Origin of the sequence: Streptomyces sp. SN-593 (genome assembly GCF_016756395.1) — a bacterium.
GTDB classification, from domain to species: domain Bacteria; phylum Actinomycetota; class Actinomycetes; order Streptomycetales; family Streptomycetaceae; genus Actinacidiphila; species Actinacidiphila reveromycinica.
Genome location: NZ_AP018365.1, coordinates 4,496,599 through 4,512,288, shown reverse-complemented (window position 1 = coordinate 4,512,288; position 15,690 = coordinate 4,496,599). Strand labels below are relative to the sequence as shown.

Sequence of the window (15,690 nt, the reverse complement as noted above, 5' to 3'; positions counted from 1 at the left end):
TGGTGCCGGGCCGGCGCGGCTCGATCGACGGCCTCGGCTCGTCGGCGCCGCTCGGCGCGATGCTGCCCGCCGTCTTCGCCGACGACGACCTCGCGCAGCGCTTCGTCGCCGGGCTCGACGAGGTGCTCGCGCCGATCCACAACGTGCTGGACTGCCTGGAGGCGTACTTCGCGCCGGCCCTGGCGCCCGCGGACTTCACCCGCTGGCTCGGCGACTGGGTGGGCGCGGAGACCGACGGCGTCGAGGACACCGCCGCGCTGCGCCGGGCCGTGGCCGCCGCCGCGCACCTGCACCGCATCCGCGGCACCCGGCGGGGCCTGGCCGAGGTGGTGCGGCTCGCGTTCGGCGTGGAGCCGGAGATCCGCGAGTCCGGCGCCGCGGCCTGGGACGCCCGGCCGCTCGGCCCGGTGCCCGGCGATCGCCGCCCGCACCTGCACGTCGCGGTGCGGCTGCCCGACCCCGGCCCGGCCGACCAGGTGCGGCTGGACCGCCTGGTGGCGGCCGCCCGCCCCGCCCACATGCCCTACACGGTCCAGGTGACCGCGGTTGAAAGGACCTCCGAAGGTGACCGGACGTAGCAATGACGCCGAGCCGCCCCGGGCGCGGACCTGCGCCGAGTGCGGCACGCAGGCGGGCCCCGACCAGTCGTTCTGCGACGGGTGCGGCGCGGTGCTCGGCTGGGCGGACCGGCCCGCCGCGCCGGTGTCCGCCGTGCGCCGCGCGGCCGAGCTGCCGGCGCCGGCGGGCGCGGGCGCGGGCCCGCTGCCGCCGGTGGCGGGCGCGCCGGGCGCCGGCGGCCCGCCGGCCGCCCCCGGTGACGACGGCGGCGTGCCGCGCACCCCGCCGGGTGCGGGATCGGGCCCGGGGCCGGGCGCGGGCCGTACGGGCGCGGGCGGCTCGGGGCCGATGCCGCCGCGGGCCGGCGAGGGCACCGGCGGACGGGCCCCCGGCTCCGGCCAGGAGGTGCTGGGGAACCCCGGCGACAAGTCCGCGGGGCCCCTCGGCGGGACGGGCGCCGTCCAGGAGACGTGGGTGCCGGAGGTGCCGCGGCAGGGCCAGGCGCCTGCGGCCGAGTGGCACGGCGCCGCCGGTGGTCCGGCGCCGGCGCCCGGCGCGGTGGGCGCGGGTCCGTTGCCGGGCGCGGTCCCGGGCGCGGTCCCGGGCACCGACCCCATGGAGGACACCCTGGAGCAGCCGTCCACCGCGGCCCCGCAGTTCCCGTCGCTGCGGCCGCAGCACGCCCAGGACCCGCAGCATGCCTCGCCGCCGCAGCCCGCGCAGGCGGCGGCCCCGGCGTACGCCCAGGACCCGTACGCGCACGACCCGTACGCGCAGGACCCGCAGTACGCCCCGCAGCCGCAGCCGCCGCAGGACCCGCAGCAGGTGTCGCCGTCGGCCGAGGAGCGGGCCCGCGCCCTGCTCGTCCCGGTGGCCGACCCCCAGCAGCGCCAGCCGGCCGCGCCGTCCGTGGGCGCGGTGATGCCCGGCCGTCCGGTGGCGTCCCGGCCGCTGGTCCGCACGCCCGGCGCGATGCCCGACGACAACGGCCCGGCGGGCTGCCCCTGGTGCCAGACCGGCAACCGTCCCGACCGGCACTTCTGCCGCCGCTGCGCGATGCCCATGTCGGGGCGGCCCTACGACGAGACGGCACGGCGCCCCTGGTGGCGGCGGCTGCTGGACTTCTTCCGCCGGCGGGAGGCGCCGTGGGCCGGCGAACGGCCGCGGCTGCGCCGCAACCTGGGCCGGGTGGTGACCTGGCTGGTCGCCGCGGGTGCCGCGGTACTGGTGGTGATCGGCGGGATGCACATCCCCGACGGGGTGCGGGCGACGAAGGACCACTTCGCCAAGCGGGCCCCGGTCGTCCCCGACTCGGTGCACGCCTCGCGGTCGTTCAAGGGCCACGACGCGAAGCTGGCGTTCGACGAGTTCAACAACACGTGGTGGGGGCCGGGGCTCTCGGAGTCCGGTGCCGGCCAGTGGCTCCAGGCGGACTTCCAGCAGCCGGTGCACCTGCTGAACCTCGTCATCACCCCGGGCGAGTCGACCCAGCCCACCGACCTGTCCAAGTCGGCGGAGCCGCACCAGCTCGACGTCACCGTCACCACGTCCGACGGCCACACCGACGTCCGCCACATCACCCTGGACCAGGGCAGCGGCGGGCAGACCGTCTCCTTCCGCGCCGACAAGGTCACCTCGGTCCGCTTCACCGTGCGCTCGTCCTACGGCGCCGACGCGAAGAAGCAGGTGGCCATCGCCGAGGTCGAGTTCTTCGGGCCGAAGCACTCCGACTGACCGCGCGGTGCGGGCGGTTCCGGCCTCCGGGCCCGGCCGCCCGCACCGCCCGCACCGCCCGCACCGCCGACAGGCCGCAGCACCGGACACCCGCACTGGCGCCCGCACCGCCGGCTTCACCGTCACGCGGCCCGACCCCGACCGCCGGCCCCGGTCAGGACGCCGGCCCCGGGTCGGGACGCGGCCTCAGGTCACGTCGCGGGCAGCGGCCGGCGCAGCAGATACGCCGCGACCGCGCCCGACACCACGATCACGCAGGCCACGAAGACCAGGCCCGCGCTGCGCAGCCCCACCCCCACGGCCACCGCGCCGATGCCGACCACCGGCAGCGCGATGCCGACGTAGGCGGCCACGAACAGCGCGGAGATCGTCGCGCCGCGCTGCTCGTCGGGCGCGACCCGGCTCACCGTGGCCACCGCGGCGCGGAACGCCAGGCCCTGCCCGACGCCGCTGACCACCGCGCCCGCGACGAGCAGCCCCAGCGACTCGGCCAGCAGCGACCAGCCGATGAGGACCAGACCCGCCATCAGCACCAGGCTGCCCAGCGGCAGCGCGCGGACGACGCCGACCCGGCCGATCAGCGACTGCCCGACCGTCGAGGCGAGGAAGACCGACAGCACCACCGCCCCGGACACCGCGAGGTCGTCCACGCCCAGGTACTCCGAGGCGAAGGACGGCGCCACCGCGGTGAACAGCCCCATCACCGAGAACCCGGCGAAGGCGGCGAGCGCGGCGGGCGCGAAGACGCCCCGGACCGGGGCCGGCACCGCCATGCCCTGCGGGCGCAGGCGCGGCCGCGGGTCGCGGCGGCGCACCGTCTCCGGCATCGCCCACACCACCGCGCCGCAGCAGGCGAGCAGGCCGAGGTGCACCAGGTAGGGCAGCCGCAGCGGCGCGGGGGCGTACTGCGCGAGCAGCCCGGCGAGCATCGGCCCGCAGCCGAGCCCGCCCATGTTCGCGGCCGTCGCGGCGAACGACGCCCGCCCGCGCTGGGAGGGCGCGGCAAGTTCGGTGACCGCGGCGGTGCCGGCGCCGCTGAACAGCCCGGCCGCGAAGCCGGACAGCAGCCGCCCGGCGAACAGCAGCGGCAGCCCGCCCTCGACGACAAAGCACACCGCGCTCAGCGCGGAGAAGCCGATCCCGGTCAGCAGGATCGGCCGGCGGCCCAGCAGGTCGGAGAAGTCGCCGGCGACCAGCAGCGCGGCGATCACCCCGCAGGCGTAGACGGCGAAGACCACCGTCACCATGAACTCGGAGAAGCCGAGCTGCTCGCGGTACAGGCCGTACAGCGGGGTCGGAAGCGTGGTCCCCGCCATGCCCACCGCGAACACCGCGGCGGCCAGCGCGTACCACGGCCGGACGGTGCGCTGCCCCGCGTCGGAAGGCGTCATGCCCCAACGGTAGGGCCGCCACCCGCGCCTTCCCGGCATCCCGTCCGCGCGGAGAGGTGGCTCCGCCCGCGGCTGGGGCCGTGGCCGGGGCCGGGCGCGTAGCCGTGGGCCGCTGGTGATCGGCCAGGACCGGTCGACGGGGACCGTCCAGGTCGCGCTGTCCACCCTGACCACCTCCCAGGTGGTGGACCTCCACGAGCCGTCCGCCGCCTCGGCGGTGTCGATCCCGCCGCTGCCGGTGGTCCTCCTGCCGCTCCCGCGGCACATCGTGGCGGGCGTGGAGCGCCCCGGCGTCGACGACCGAGCGGAGTGCCCCGGCCGTCACGACCGGGCCGCCCCGCCGGCTCCCCTCGCCCTGGGCGACCGGCCGGCGGCCGGGGCGCCCGCCGGGGCGCGGTGCTGTGGGATCGGTCACGCCGCGCCCCCGGCGGCGGGCCGCGGCCGGCCCCCGGATCGCCGGGCGCGGCGCGGCACTTGCCCGGCGCGGGCGGCGCCGGGCGCGCACCGCGCGAGGGCGGGGAGTTTCGCCCGGCTATAGGGAGAACCGCACCGACTGTCGTACTTTGCCTGGAGACCAGGAAGGTACGGATCGGGCCCCGACGCGGGCTCCGGAGGGAGCGGACCGTGTCGGAGCGGAGGATCCCGGCGCCCTCGGCGCCCGGCGCGTCGCGGGGGATGAACCGGCGCGCGCTGTTGCAGGCGGCCGGCATGGGGGCCGGGGTGCTCGCGGCGGGCGCGGCCACGGTCGGCCGGGTGGTCGCGGCGACCGGCGGCTCCGACCCGGCGCGGGCGGCCGCGTCGAGCGCCGACCTGCCGCTCACCGGCGGCCCGGACTTCCCCGTCGGCCTGTACTGGCCGCCGCACCCGTACGAGACCACGCTCGCCCGCTACCAGGAGATCACCGACGCCGGCTTCACCTTCCTGATCACCGGCAACTACCAGCTCGACGAGGCCAGCGCGAACCAGGCGCTGGACCTGGCCGACCGGGTCGGCCTGAAGGTCCTGGTGGCCGGCGACCCGCGGGTCAGCGTGGTCGCGCAGCACATGACCGTCACCGACGACCGCAGCGTGCCGGCCTCGATCACCACCGCCGACGCCACCGACTGGATACGGTCCGCCTCCGGGACGTACGCGCGCCACGCGTCGTTCGCCGGGCTCAGCCTCTACGACGAACCCGGCACCGACCGCTTCGCCGACCTCGGCGCGCTCACCGGCATCGTGCGCTCCGCCACCCCCGGCCTGCTGCCGTACGCCAACATCAACCGCGGCAACGGCGCGCGCTACACCCGCTTCGTGCGCAGCTACCTCGACACGGTCCGGCCCGCGCTGATCTCCTTCGACCGGTACCCGTTCCTGACCGGCGGCCTCGACACGGACTACTTCGAGACCTGGGCGATCGTGCGCGCGGCCGCGCTGGATGCCGGGGTGCCGGCATGGACGTACATCCAGTCCACCGGTTTCGACGGGCACGTCACCCCGTCCGCCTCGCAGTTGGCCTGGCAGGTCAACGTGAGCCTGGCGTACGGCTGCAAGGGCATCCAGTACTTCACCTACTGGACCCCCGACCCCGCCCGCGGCGAGGGCTACACCCAGGCCCTCATCACCACCGACGGCAGGCGCACCCCCCTCTACGACGCCGCCACCACCCTCAACACCGGCTGGCTGCAACCCGTCGGCCGCCAACTCAAGCCCCTCGTCTCCGAATCCGTCCAGCACGCCAACGACGACCCGCTGCCGACCGGCACCACACCCTTCACCCCGGGCGACCAGATCACCGCGGTCACCGGCGACGCCGCGATCCTCGGCCTCTTCCGGGCCGCCGACGACGACGGCACCCGCCACCTCCTGGTCGTGAACCGGGAGCCCGGGAAGTCCGCGACGGTGCGGATCGGCCTGGACCGGTCGGCGGTGCGGACGGTCTCCCGCTTCGACCCGTCCAGCGCGACCTACCCGCGGGCGAGCCGTCCGTCGGACCTCGACGTCACGCTCGACGCGGGCGCGGCCGCGCTGTACCGGCTGTCACCGCGCTGAGGCGCCGGCCCGCGTGCCCGACGACCAGGAGCACCCCGCCCGGCGCGACCGCGCCCGCGGCCGACCGGAGGATCGCCTCGCGCGGCATCTCGACCGGGGCGTGCAGGAAGGGGGCGGAGACCAGATCGCCGGACCACCCGCCAGCAGGAGCTGAGCACGCAGTTCCCCGCGCCCCCAGGGGCGCGCACCCACCGCCCCGCCCCCGGGGCGGGGCTATTCCGGGGTGAGGTGGTCGACCAGGCGGAAGAGGGCGGGGAGGGCGGCGCGGACGGCGGCGCGGTCGGGGTCGTCAAGGGCCGCGAGGGCCGCGTCGAGCCGCCGCTCGTGCGCTCGGGTCCAGGCGGCGAGCTGCTCGCGGCCGACGTCGGTGAGGGCGACGGCGGCGGCGCGGCGTTCGCCCGGGTCGACGTCGCGGGTGACGAGCCCCGACGTGATCATCTGGCTGATCAGACCGCTCACCGTGCTGTTCGCCAGCCGCTGCCGGGTGGCCAGCTCGCTGATCCGGGCCGGAGAGCACTCGGCGAGCACCTGGAGGAGCTCGACCTGCGCCATCGGCAGGGTCTCCCAGGGGTAGTCGGTCCTGATCGACGCGCGCAGCGCGCGCCGCAGGCGGGTGACGGCCTCGGTCAGCCTGCGGGCGTCCGACGCGTCGGAAGCGTCGGCGGACGCGGCGAGTTCGGGGGACGGCTGCGACGACATGGCCCAAGACTACGGCGCCGGGCGCCCCCTGGACGGAGTCTCAGCCCACCCGGGAGGAACCGCCCGCCCCGCCCGCGGTGCCGGTACCGGCCGGGTGCGCTCGGGCGTGGGCCCCGCGCGGGCCGGACCATGCCGCCACCGCCGCCACGGCGGACGCCGCCACCAGCACCGCGACCGCCCAGCGCGCCGGCACCGTGCCGCCGGGCGGGGCCCCGGCCGCGCCGTGGCGCTCGCCGAGGTGCAGCGCGAGGGTGACCAGGGCGACGCCGAGCGCGGTACCGAGTCCGCGCGCCATGTTCACCAGTCCGCCCCCGGTCCCGGAGGACCGGCGCGGTATCGCCGCCATCACCATCGCGTTGTTGGCCGGCGTGAAGGTGCCCAGGCCCAGGCCGACCACGGCGAGCAGCACGGCCAGCGGGCCCTTTGTCAGCGGCACCACCAGCAGCGCGGCCGTCGCCGCGGTGAGCACGCCCCCGCCCAGCACGCAGCGCCCCCGGTCGGACAGCCCGCGCGGCAGGACCCGGTCCGCCCCCGTCGCGGCCACCGCGAACCCGGCCGGCAGCGCGGTGAGCACCAGCCCGGCGGCCAGTTCGGACACCCCCGACGCGGTCAGCACGACCGGCACCAGCACCAGCGGACCGAACAGCACCAGGTACCCGCTGAGCGCGCCGAGCAGCCCGAGCCGGACCGTACGCTCCCGGACCAGCGCAAGGTCCAGCAGCGGGGTGCGCGCGCGGTGCTGCCGGGTGACGAACCCCCAGCCGGCCGCGACGGCCACCGCGAACAGCGCCGCCACCGCCCACCCCGGCACCGGCAGGCCGGAGGCGGCCGAGAGCGCCAGCAGGCCGCTGCCCGTCGCGGCCGCGAGCAGCACCAGCCCGGGCCGGTCGAAGCCGCCGGTCGCGCGCCGCTCCCTGGTGCGCGGCAGCAGGTAGTGCCCGGCGACCAGCGCGAGCACGCCGATCGGGACGTTCACCCCGAACACCCACCGCCAGCCGAGCGTCGAGACCAGCACGCCGCCGACCGTCGGCCCCAGCGCCAGGCCGAGCGCCTGCGCCGCCGCCTGCACGCCGAGCGCGGCCCGCATCCGCCCGCGCGGCGCGCTCGTGGTCACCAGCGCCACGCTGTTCGCCTGCATCAGTGCGGCGCCCACCGCCTGCACCCCGCGGAAGAGCACCAGCACCAGCAGCGAGGGCGCCAGCCCGCACACCGCGGACGCCGCCGTGAACACCGCGAACCCGTAGAGGTAGAGCAGCTTGCGCCCGAACGCGTCCGACAGCCGCCCGGCCGGCACCAGCAGGGCGATCAGCACCAGCAGGTAGGCGAGCGACACCCACTCCACCGCGGCCGGCGACGCGTCGAAGCCCCGGCGCAGCCCGCCGTACGTGAGCGTCACGATGCTCGCGTCGAGCTGGCCCATGAACGCCCCGAAGCACACGGTCGCGACGGCCAGCCGCCAGGCGTACGGGCGGTCCCGCACCGCGTCCGGCCGCGCCCGCTCGTGCAGCAGCAGCGCCGGCCAGCGCGCGCGGCCGCCCGCCGCCGGTCGGATCTGCGTACGCGTCGTCATACGGCCGACGATACATCGGACACCGAACTGTTCGGAGTCCGTCCCCGATCTGCCGCGAGATCCCTGCCCGCCGTCGGGTACGCCGCCGTGCCGCCGACCCGCACCTCCGCCGGGTACGCCACCGCGCCACTCGCGCCCGCCGCCCGAACCGCCCCGCCCGAACCGCCCCGCGCCCCGTCCGGACCGGGCGGCCCCCGGCCGGACGCCGGGCGGGACGGAGCCCGGCGTGCGGCCCGTTACGATCCATCGGGTAACCGATGCGAACACCCGGGCGGAGGAGAGCACGCGTGAGCAGCACACCTGATCTGGTCGGCGTCGTCGGGTCGGCACGGGCCACGGGCTCGCTCGCGGTGCTGTGCGGCGCGGCGGGGGCGCTGCCCGTGCTGCTCGGGCACACCAAGGGGCTGAGCGGCACCGCGGTGGCGGTGATCGGGGCGCTGTTGTTCGTCCTGCCCTGCGTGTGGTCCGCGGGGCCGCGGCGCGCCTGGTACCGGGCCCGGCTGGAGGCGGCGGTGCCCGCGCCCGCGGAGTCCGTGGTGACCGCGCCGGAGGAGACGTTCGAACGCGTCACCCGCCCGATGACCTCGACGGTCGTCGTCACGATCGGCGTCGGCCTGCTCCTCGCCTACACGACCGGGATACCCGCGGGGCTGGTGATCGCCGGGATCGGGGCCGGGATGATCAGCCAGGCCCAGTGGGTCGCCGGCCAGGAGCGCGCCCAGGGGGTGCGGCTGCTGTGCCCGGCCGCCCCCGGCCGGGTCTCCGCGGACGACCCGAACCTGGCCGCGTACCAGGATGTCCCCTTCTACACGGTGCCGGCGCGGACCTGACCCGCGCAGGCCGACCCGAGGAGCCGACCCGACCACCCGACCCGCGCGGGCACCACCCGTGAGGGCTGGCGCCGCCCGGCCGGGGCGCACCCGGACCGGGCGGCGCCCGCCCTCACGTCGGAACCCCCGGCCGACCGCCCCGCGGGCCGGCGCGACCACCGGCGCGACCGCCGCCGCGTCACTCGTCGGCGGTGGTCGCGGCGCCCGCCTCCTTCTTCCCGGTGACGATCTCGCTGATCGACTCCAGCGGAAGCTTGGGGCTGCCGTCGGCGAAGAGCAGGCCGTTCGTCTCCTGCGCGGTGTCCATGAACTGCGTGTAGCAGAAGCCCGCGACCAGCGGGCTGTCGCGCAGCGCGCCGAACATCTCCCGCAGCAGCGCCGCGTACTGGGTGTCCGAACTGGTGTAGGTGTACGCGAAGTCGCCCTCGTCGGCTCCCAGCGACAGCCCGCCGAACTCGGTGACCATCAGCGGGGCGTCCCCGGCGGCGAACCGCTCCGCCTGCCGGGCGGTGATCGAGAGCGCGCGGCCGGAGGGGCCCGGACCGGCGAGCAGGGCGTCGAAGCCGGCCGCGTCGCCGTAGCGCGCGGTCAGCACGGCCGGGTCGGCGGTGTAGTCGTGCACGCCGAGGATGTCGCTGTCGGTGTGCTCCCAGCCCTCGTTGGAGACGACCGGCCGGGTCGGGTCGAGCGCGCGGGTGAGGTGGGCCAGCGCGACCGAGAAGTGGGCCTGCGCGGGCTCGCGGACGATGTCGGAGATGCCCCAGCTCTCGTTGATCGGCACCCAGGTGACCACGCTCGGGTGGCTGCGGTCGCGGCGCACCAGGTCCAGCCACTCCCGGGTCAGCGACTCGACCGCCTCGCCGCAGAAGTCGTAGGTCGCGGCGGTCTCGCCCCACACCAGCAGGCCGAGCCGGTCGGCCCAGAACAGGAACCGCGGGTCCTCCGCCTTCTGGTGGACGCGGGTGGCGTTGAAGCCCATCGCCTTGGTCAGCTCGACCTCGCGGCGCAGTTCCGCGGTGCCGGCGTTCGCCAGCAGGGTGTGCGGGCGGTAGCCCTGGTTGAGCACCGACCGCACGAAGTAGGGCTGGCCGTTCAGGAGGAAGGCGCCGCGCCCGACGCCGGCCGAGCGCACGCCCACGTACGAGTCGACCCGGTCGACCTCGGCACCGGAGCCGCCGGGCTCGCGCACGGTGACCCGGGCGTCCAGCAGCACCGGCCGCTCGGGGCGCCACAGCAGCTCCTCGCGGTCGATGCCGTTGCGCAGCGCGGGGATCGCCACGTCGATCCGGGCCCGGCGGCCGTCGAGCGCCGCGGAGGTCCGCGCGAGGACCTGGTCGCCGCGGCTGATCACGACGTCCACCGCGAGCGGTCCGGCCGCCGGCCGGGCGAGCGTGATCTCGGCGGTCACGCCGCGGGCGGGGTCGGTGGTCCACGCCAGGTCGGCGACGTGCCGCGCGGGCACCGACTCGGTCCACACGCTCTGCCAGATGCCGGTGGTCCGCTCGTACCAGACCGCGTGCGGCCGGTCCTGCCAGTCCTGCTTGCCGCGCGGCTGCGCGAGTTCGGCCGGGTCGTCCTCGGCGCGGACGACCAGCACGTGCTCGGCGGCGCCGGGGCGCAGCGCGTCGGTCACGTCGGCGGTGAACGGCGCCTGGCCGCCGACGTGTTCGGCCACCAGCGTGCCGTCCAGCCAGACCCGCGCGCGGTGGTCCACGGCGCCGAAGTGGATCAGCGCCCGCCGCGCGCCGCCGTCGGCCGGGTCGTCGGCCGCGCCGTCGGGCACGAGGACCGCGTGCGGGACGCGGCGCCGGTACCAGACGACCGGGTGCCGCCCGGTCTCGCCGACGCCGGAGGCGGGCGACTCCGGCGGGAACGGCACGGTGATCCGCCGGTCGAACGGGTCGGCCGCCGCGCCGCCGCCGTCCGGGCCGCCGACCGCGAACCAGACCTCGCGCTCGCCGGCGGCCGCGTCGTCGTAGCCGAAGTCCCACGCGCCGTCCAGGCTGGCCCACTGCTCGCGGCAGAGCATCGGCCGCGGGTAGGTCCCGTCCTGCTCGCTCGCCCTCACGGCTCCTCCTTCTGCCTGCCCGACCACCGGGCGTCGTAAAATCGGCTGATCAATGTCGGCGTCCAGCTTGGGCGATAATTTGCATCGATGCAAGAGCACGGCACCGAGCAGGCCCGGCCCGTCCCGACCAGAGGGGAACCCCGGTGGCCAGAGTGAGGATGCGCGACGTCGCCGAGCACGCGGGGGTGTCGGTGCGGACCGTGTCCAACGTGGTCAGCGGTTACACGCACGTCAGCGAGGCGACGCGGACCCGGGTGCAGCGCTCGCTGGACGAGCTGGGCTACAAGATGGACTACCTCGCGCGCGGGCTGCGCTCGGGCCGCACCGGGTTCGTCGCGCTGGCCGTGCCGTTCGTGGTGGAGCCGTACTTTGCCGCCCTCGCACAGGCGGTGATCCAGGCGGCGGCCCGGCGCGGGACCACCGTGCTCGTGGAGTCCACCGGCGGCGACCGCGAGGTCGAGCGGCGCATCCTGGCGGGCGGCCTGACGAACGTCGCCGACGGCGTGCTGTTCAGCGCGCTCACCCTGCCGGCCGCGGACGTGCCGCCCACCGGCCCGGACTTCCCGCTGGTCATGCTGGGCGAGCACACCGTCGGCGACCACCTGCCGCGGGTCGGCATCGACAACGTGGCCGCCGCCCGCACCGCGGTGGAGCACCTGCTCGCGCAGGGCTGCCAGCGGATCGTCGCGCTCGGCCGGAACGGCAGCGAGAACGGCCGCCAGCGCGCCGAGGGCTACCGGCAGGCGCTGTCCGCGGCCGGCGTGCGGCGGGTGAACTGGCTGGTCGAGCCGGTGGACGACTGGACCAGGGAGCACGGCTACACCACCACGCTGCGGCTGCTGGAGGGCAGCGGGCCGCTGCCCGACGCGATCTTCGCCTTCAACGACGCGCTCGCCGTGGGCGCGCTGCGGGCGCTGGACGCCTCGGGCGTGCGGGTGCCCGAGGAGGTCGCGGTGGTGGGGGTGGACGACATCCCGGAGTGCGCCTACACCCACCCCCCGCTCACGTCGATCGCGCCCGACCTGGACGTGATCGCGGAGCGCTCGCTGAACCTGCTCGACGCGCAGATCCGCGCCGGCGGCCGTGCGAACGGCGCCGACCCGGGCCCCGCCGACGGGAAGAACGGTTCGGACGGCAGCGGCTCGGACGACGACGCCGGCGAGGAGGGCGCGGCCGCGTGGTCGGGCGCCTCGGAGGCGACGCCGTTCCGGCTCGTGGTGCGCGAGTCCTCGCGGCGCGCGCCCGCCGCGCGGTAGCGCCGTCCTCCCGCCGGCCTGGGGCGGAGCCCGGCCGGCGGCTCCTTCACCGGGTGCCCCGCGGGGTGCGCGCCCGGGCACGCCGTCATGGCGCGACGGACTTGCCACCGGCCTATTGCATCGATGCAAAACGTATGCGAGGGTCTGCGGCATCGAGTTCACATCGAATTAACGAGGTGAATACGCCCATGAGCGGAGCGTTGGGGCGCCGCCGGTTCCTGGCGCTCGGTGGAGGGCTGGCCATGTCCGCGGGGCTCGCGGCGTGCTCCTCCCCGCTGGCCACGGGGCTGGCCGGCACGCAGCCGGACACCGCCGACGTCATCTTCTGGAACCTGTTCACCGGCGGCGACGGCGCCAACATGGTGCTGATGGAGGACGCGTTCCGCAAGGCCCACCCGGGCCTGTCGGTCGAGGCGACCATCCTGGGGTGGGGGAACCCGTACTACACGAAGCTGGCGCTGGCCACGGCCAGCGGCACCCCGCCCGACGTCGGCATCTCGCACCTGTCCCGGCTGCCGCTGCTGGCGGCGTCCGGGCTGCTGGAGCCGGTGGAGGACACCGGGCTCCCCGAACTGGGCATCACCTCGGACAAGTTCACCCCCGCGGCCTGGCAGAAGGCCACCGTGGGCGGCACGGTCTACGCGGTCCCGCTGGACACCCACCCCTTCGTCCTCTTCTACAACACCGACCTGGCGCGGAAGGCCGGCCTGCTCGACGCGGCCGGGGACGGCCTGAAGCCGATGAGGAACGCGGCGGAGTTCACCGACGCGCTCCGGGCGATGAAGGACGCGGGCGCGCAGTACGGCGCGGTCATGTCGATCACCGCGGACCCGTCCACCTGCTGGCGCTACTTCAGCATGGTCTACTCCGGCATCGCCGGCCCGGTCGTCACCCACGAGGGCACCCGGGTCGCGGTGGACGACGACGCGGCGCAGTCCACGTTCGCCTTCATGCAGAGCCTGACCAAGGACGGCCTGATGCCCAGGAGCCTGACCGGCTCCGGGGTGAACGCGCTGTTCTCCACCGGCAAGGCGGGCTTCCTCTTCGACGGCGAGTGGCAGATCCCGTCCTACCGCGACGTCAAGGGCCTGCACTTCAACGTGGTGCCCTTCCCCGCGCTGCTCGGCCCGAAGCCGGTCGCCTACGCCGACTCCCACTCGCTGGTGATCCCGCGCAACGGCAAGCGCTCCTCGGCCCGTACCGCGCACGCGGCGCTGTTCGTCAGGAGCCTGCTGGACAACAGCGCGATCTGGGCGCACGGCGGCCACGTGCCGGCCTGGCTGTCCACCCAGCGCAGCAAGGCGTTCCTCGACCAGTCCCCGCAACGCAACTACGTACAGGCCGCGTTCAACGCGGTCTACGACCCGGTCGCCTGGTACACCGGCGCCGGCTCGGACTTCCAGACCACGGTGGGCTCCACGATCATCGAGGTCATCGCGGGGCGGCTCGGCCCCAAGGACGGCGCCGCCCGCCTGCGGGCCGACCTGAAGCGCTACACCACCGCCCGACCGCCGGTGAAGATCGGTTAGGAGGCCGCCACCATGACGACCATCGCCTCTGAGCGGCCCGCCGGACGCCCGGCCGGCCGTATCACCCTGCGCACCGACCGGGAGCGCGCCCCGCGCTCCGAACGCCGGGCCGGGCTGCTGCTCAGCTCGCCCTTCCTGATCGTCTACCTGCTGTTCATGATCGGCCCGCTCGCGGTCGGCGTCGTGGTGAGCTTCTTCAACACCACCACGGTCAAGAGCGGGCTGGGCGGCTGGGTGGGCCTGTCCAACTACCGGACGGTGGTGCAGGACTCGCTCTTCTGGTCGGCGATGTGGCACTCGGTGCTGTTCACCCTGCTGACCACCCCGCCGCTGGTGGTGCTCGCCCTCGCGTTCGCCGTCCTCGCCTCCCGGGTCCGGCGCGGCACCGTCTTCTACCGGCTGGCGTTCTTCGCGCCGTACGTGGTGCCGTCGTCGGTGGTCGTGCTGGTCTTCCTGTGGATGTACACCCCGCAGGTCGGGCTGGTCCCCAAGCTCTTCAGCGCGGTCGGCCTCACCTCGCCGGACTTCATCGGCAGCACCTCGGGCGGCTGGACGGCCGTGGTGCTGATGACCCTGTGGTGGACCTTCGGCTTCAACTTCGTCCTGTACACCGCCGGCATCCAGGACGTCCCCACCGAGGTCTACGAGGCCGCCGCCATCGACGGCGCGAGCCCGTGGCAGCAGATCCGCTTCCTGACCGTGCCGCTGCTCAGCCGCACCACCAGCCTGGTGCTCATCCTCCAGATCCTGGCCTCGCTCAAGGTGTTCGACCAGATCTACCTGCTGCTGGGCGGCGGCCCGAACCAGTCCACCCGCCCGGTCATCGAGTACATCTACGACACCGGGTTCACCTCGTACCGCGGTGGTTACGGCGCCGCCGCCACCATGGTCTATTTCGTCATCATCGTCGCGATCTCGGCCGCCTGGTACGCGCTGCGCCACTACCGGACGGCCGCCGCCGAACGGGCCGACCAGCGGCCGGCGCCGCGGGCCGAACGGAGGACCTCATGACCACCCTCGCCCCCGTGCGGCGGCGCCGCACCCCGACGCCCGCGGCGGTCGCGGACCGTTCCAACGGCGCGAAGCTCTTCAACCGGCTGTGCGCGGTGTGCGTGACGCTGTTCGCGCTGATCTGGCTGGTGCCGCTGGTGTGGGCGCTGATCACATCGCTCCGGTCGGACGGGTCGATCACCGCGAAGCCCACCTCGCCCTTCGCGGGCGGCTGGTCCTTCCACGCGTACTCCTACGCGTGGGACAACTACCCGCTCGGCTACTGGTACCTCAACAGCCTGGTGATCGCGACGCTCGCGGTGCTCTTCACCGTGACGCTGTGCTCGATGGCCGGCTTCGCGCTGGCGCTGCTGCGCTTCCCCGGGCGCAACGCGGTGATGGCGCTGGTCGTCGCCGGGCTGATGCTGCCCACCGAGGGGCTGGTGCTGCCGCAGTTCATCGAGTACCGCTCGCTCCACCTGCTGGGCACCTACTGGGCGCTGGTGCTGCCGTCGGTCGCCGCCCCGGTCTCGGTCTTCGTCTTCCACTCCTTCTTCCGGGGCATCCCGACCCCGCTGATCGAGGCCGCGCGGCTGGACGGGGCGAGCTGGTGGCGCGTCTACCGGTCGGTCTGCCTGCCGATCTCCCGCCCGGCGGTCGCCACGGTCGCCATCCTCACCTTCATCAGCTCCTGGAACGCCTTCCTGTGGCCGCTGCTGGTGCTCAGCCAGACCAAGTCCCAGACGGTGCCGGTGGGTCTGGCGTCGCTGGTCAACCCGAGCAACATCCAGTACGCCGAGGTGATGGCGTCCTCCGTGCTCGGCTTCCTCCCGCTGATCGCGGTGTTCCTGGTGTTCCAGCGCCAGATCGTCCAGGGCGTCGCGACCACGGGCCTGAAGTAGCGCGCCGGCGGCCGAGCGCGGCCGCCACCCCGGGCCGGGCGCCCGGTGCGGACCCCCGCACCGGGCGCCCTGTTCAACGTTTCCTCGAAGAGCGCTCAAAGAGGCGCGAGTTGTCCGGGAAGCGCGCATCGG

The 15,690-nt window shown here is 75.4% G+C and carries 12 protein-coding genes and 2 pseudogenes; 9 read left to right on the top strand and 5 right to left on the bottom strand.

Going from position 1 to position 15,690, the window contains the following annotated elements; genetic code table 11:
• Positions 1-59: 59 nt before the first annotated feature.
• The gene (locus RVR_RS18965) at positions 60-578 is read left to right on the top strand and encodes a phage tail protein (protein ID WP_202238776.1); all 519 of its coding nucleotides are present in this window, start codon (positions 60-62) and stop codon (positions 576-578) included.
• Positions 565-2,292: a zinc ribbon domain-containing protein gene (locus RVR_RS38630; RefSeq protein WP_202234981.1), complete on the top strand. Its 1,728-nt coding sequence runs from the start codon at positions 565-567 to the stop codon at positions 2,290-2,292. The genes RVR_RS18965 and RVR_RS38630 overlap by 14 nt, the downstream gene beginning before the upstream one ends.
• 191 nt (positions 2,293-2,483) lie before the next feature.
• Here RVR_RS38630 and RVR_RS18955 read toward each other — a convergent pair whose 3' ends face one another.
• Positions 2,484-3,683 carry an MFS transporter gene (locus tag RVR_RS18955; protein WP_202234980.1) on the bottom strand — a complete coding sequence of 400 codons (1,200 nt, stop codon included), beginning with the start codon at positions 3,681-3,683 and terminating at the stop codon, positions 2,484-2,486.
• Between the two features lie 109 nt (positions 3,684-3,792).
• On the opposite strand from RVR_RS18955, the pseudogene RVR_RS37720 reads away from it, so the two are divergent.
• Positions 3,793-3,984 (top strand): annotated as a pseudogene (locus RVR_RS37720) (carbohydrate ABC transporter permease); the annotation flags it as partial.
• Positions 3,985-4,307: 323 nt separating this feature from the next.
• On the top strand, positions 4,308-5,714 hold the full coding sequence (locus RVR_RS18950) for a hypothetical protein (protein ID WP_202234979.1): 1,407 nt from the start codon (positions 4,308-4,310) through the stop codon (positions 5,712-5,714).
• A gap of 7 nt (positions 5,715-5,721) precedes the next feature.
• Here RVR_RS18950 and RVR_RS37715 read toward each other — a convergent pair.
• The 3 genes and pseudogenes from RVR_RS37715 to RVR_RS18940 all read right to left on the bottom strand — a co-directional run.
• Positions 5,722-5,841, bottom strand: a pseudogene (locus tag RVR_RS37715) (SAM-dependent methyltransferase); the annotation flags it as partial.
• 86 nt (positions 5,842-5,927) lie between these two features.
• Complete coding sequence (locus RVR_RS18945) at positions 5,928-6,413, bottom strand: MarR family winged helix-turn-helix transcriptional regulator (RefSeq protein ID WP_202234978.1); 486 nt, start codon at positions 6,411-6,413, stop codon at positions 5,928-5,930.
• A gap of 40 nt (positions 6,414-6,453) precedes the next feature.
• Positions 6,454-7,983: an MFS transporter gene (locus RVR_RS18940; protein ID WP_202234977.1), complete on the bottom strand. Its 1,530-nt coding sequence runs from the start codon at positions 7,981-7,983 to the stop codon at positions 6,454-6,456.
• Between the two features lie 287 nt (positions 7,984-8,270).
• On the opposite strand from RVR_RS18940, the gene RVR_RS18935 reads away from it, so the two are divergent.
• The gene (locus tag RVR_RS18935) at positions 8,271-8,813 is read left to right on the top strand and encodes a hypothetical protein (RefSeq protein ID WP_202234976.1); all 543 of its coding nucleotides are present in this window, start codon (positions 8,271-8,273) and stop codon (positions 8,811-8,813) included.
• 178 nt (positions 8,814-8,991) lie between these two features.
• Here RVR_RS18935 and RVR_RS18930 read toward each other — a convergent pair whose 3' ends face one another.
• Positions 8,992-10,881, bottom strand: a complete 1,890-nt coding sequence (locus RVR_RS18930) for a glycoside hydrolase family 2 protein (RefSeq protein WP_202234975.1) — start codon at positions 10,879-10,881, stop codon at positions 8,992-8,994.
• Positions 10,882-11,024: 143 nt separating this feature from the next.
• Here RVR_RS18930 and RVR_RS18925 point away from each other — a divergent pair, with 143 nt between their 5' ends.
• From RVR_RS18925 to RVR_RS18910, 4 genes are all read left to right on the top strand, one after another.
• Entirely contained in the window at positions 11,025-12,137 is a 1,113-nt protein-coding gene (locus RVR_RS18925; RefSeq protein WP_237404844.1) for a LacI family DNA-binding transcriptional regulator, read from the top strand.
• A gap of 188 nt (positions 12,138-12,325) precedes the next feature.
• Complete coding sequence (locus tag RVR_RS18920) at positions 12,326-13,666, top strand: extracellular solute-binding protein (RefSeq protein ID WP_237404843.1); 1,341 nt, start codon at positions 12,326-12,328, stop codon at positions 13,664-13,666.
• A 12-nt stretch (positions 13,667-13,678) separates the two neighbouring features.
• On the top strand, positions 13,679-14,677 hold the full coding sequence (locus tag RVR_RS18915; RefSeq protein WP_202234974.1) for a carbohydrate ABC transporter permease: 999 nt from the start codon (positions 13,679-13,681) through the stop codon (positions 14,675-14,677).
• Positions 14,674-15,558 (top strand): carbohydrate ABC transporter permease, encoded by an 885-nt coding sequence (locus tag RVR_RS18910; RefSeq protein ID WP_202234973.1) that lies wholly within the window; start codon positions 14,674-14,676, stop codon positions 15,556-15,558. The genes RVR_RS18915 and RVR_RS18910 overlap by 4 nt, the downstream gene beginning before the upstream one ends.
• The last annotated feature ends 132 nt before the right edge of the window (positions 15,559-15,690 follow it).

Excerpts from the sequence above, each read along its gene's own strand:
- RVR_RS18955 (WP_202234980.1), bottom strand. The coding sequence starts at position 3,683 with ATGACGCCTTCCGACGCGGGGCAGCGCACCGTCCGGCCGTGGTACGCG.
- RVR_RS18910 (WP_202234973.1), top strand. The coding sequence starts at position 14,674 with ATGACCACCCTCGCCCCCGTGCGGCGGCGCCGCACCCCGACGCCCGCG.
- RVR_RS18940 (WP_202234977.1), bottom strand. The coding sequence starts at position 7,983 with ATGACGACGCGTACGCAGATCCGACCGGCGGCGGGCGGCCGCGCGCGC.
- RVR_RS18945 (WP_202234978.1), bottom strand. The coding sequence starts at position 6,413 with ATGTCGTCGCAGCCGTCCCCCGAACTCGCCGCGTCCGCCGACGCTTCC.
- RVR_RS18915 (WP_202234974.1), top strand. The coding sequence starts at position 13,679 with ATGACGACCATCGCCTCTGAGCGGCCCGCCGGACGCCCGGCCGGCCGT.
- RVR_RS18965 (WP_202238776.1), top strand. The coding sequence starts at position 60 with ATGCTGCCCGCCGTCTTCGCCGACGACGACCTCGCGCAGCGCTTCGTC.
- RVR_RS18920 (WP_237404843.1), top strand. The coding sequence starts at position 12,326 with ATGAGCGGAGCGTTGGGGCGCCGCCGGTTCCTGGCGCTCGGTGGAGGG.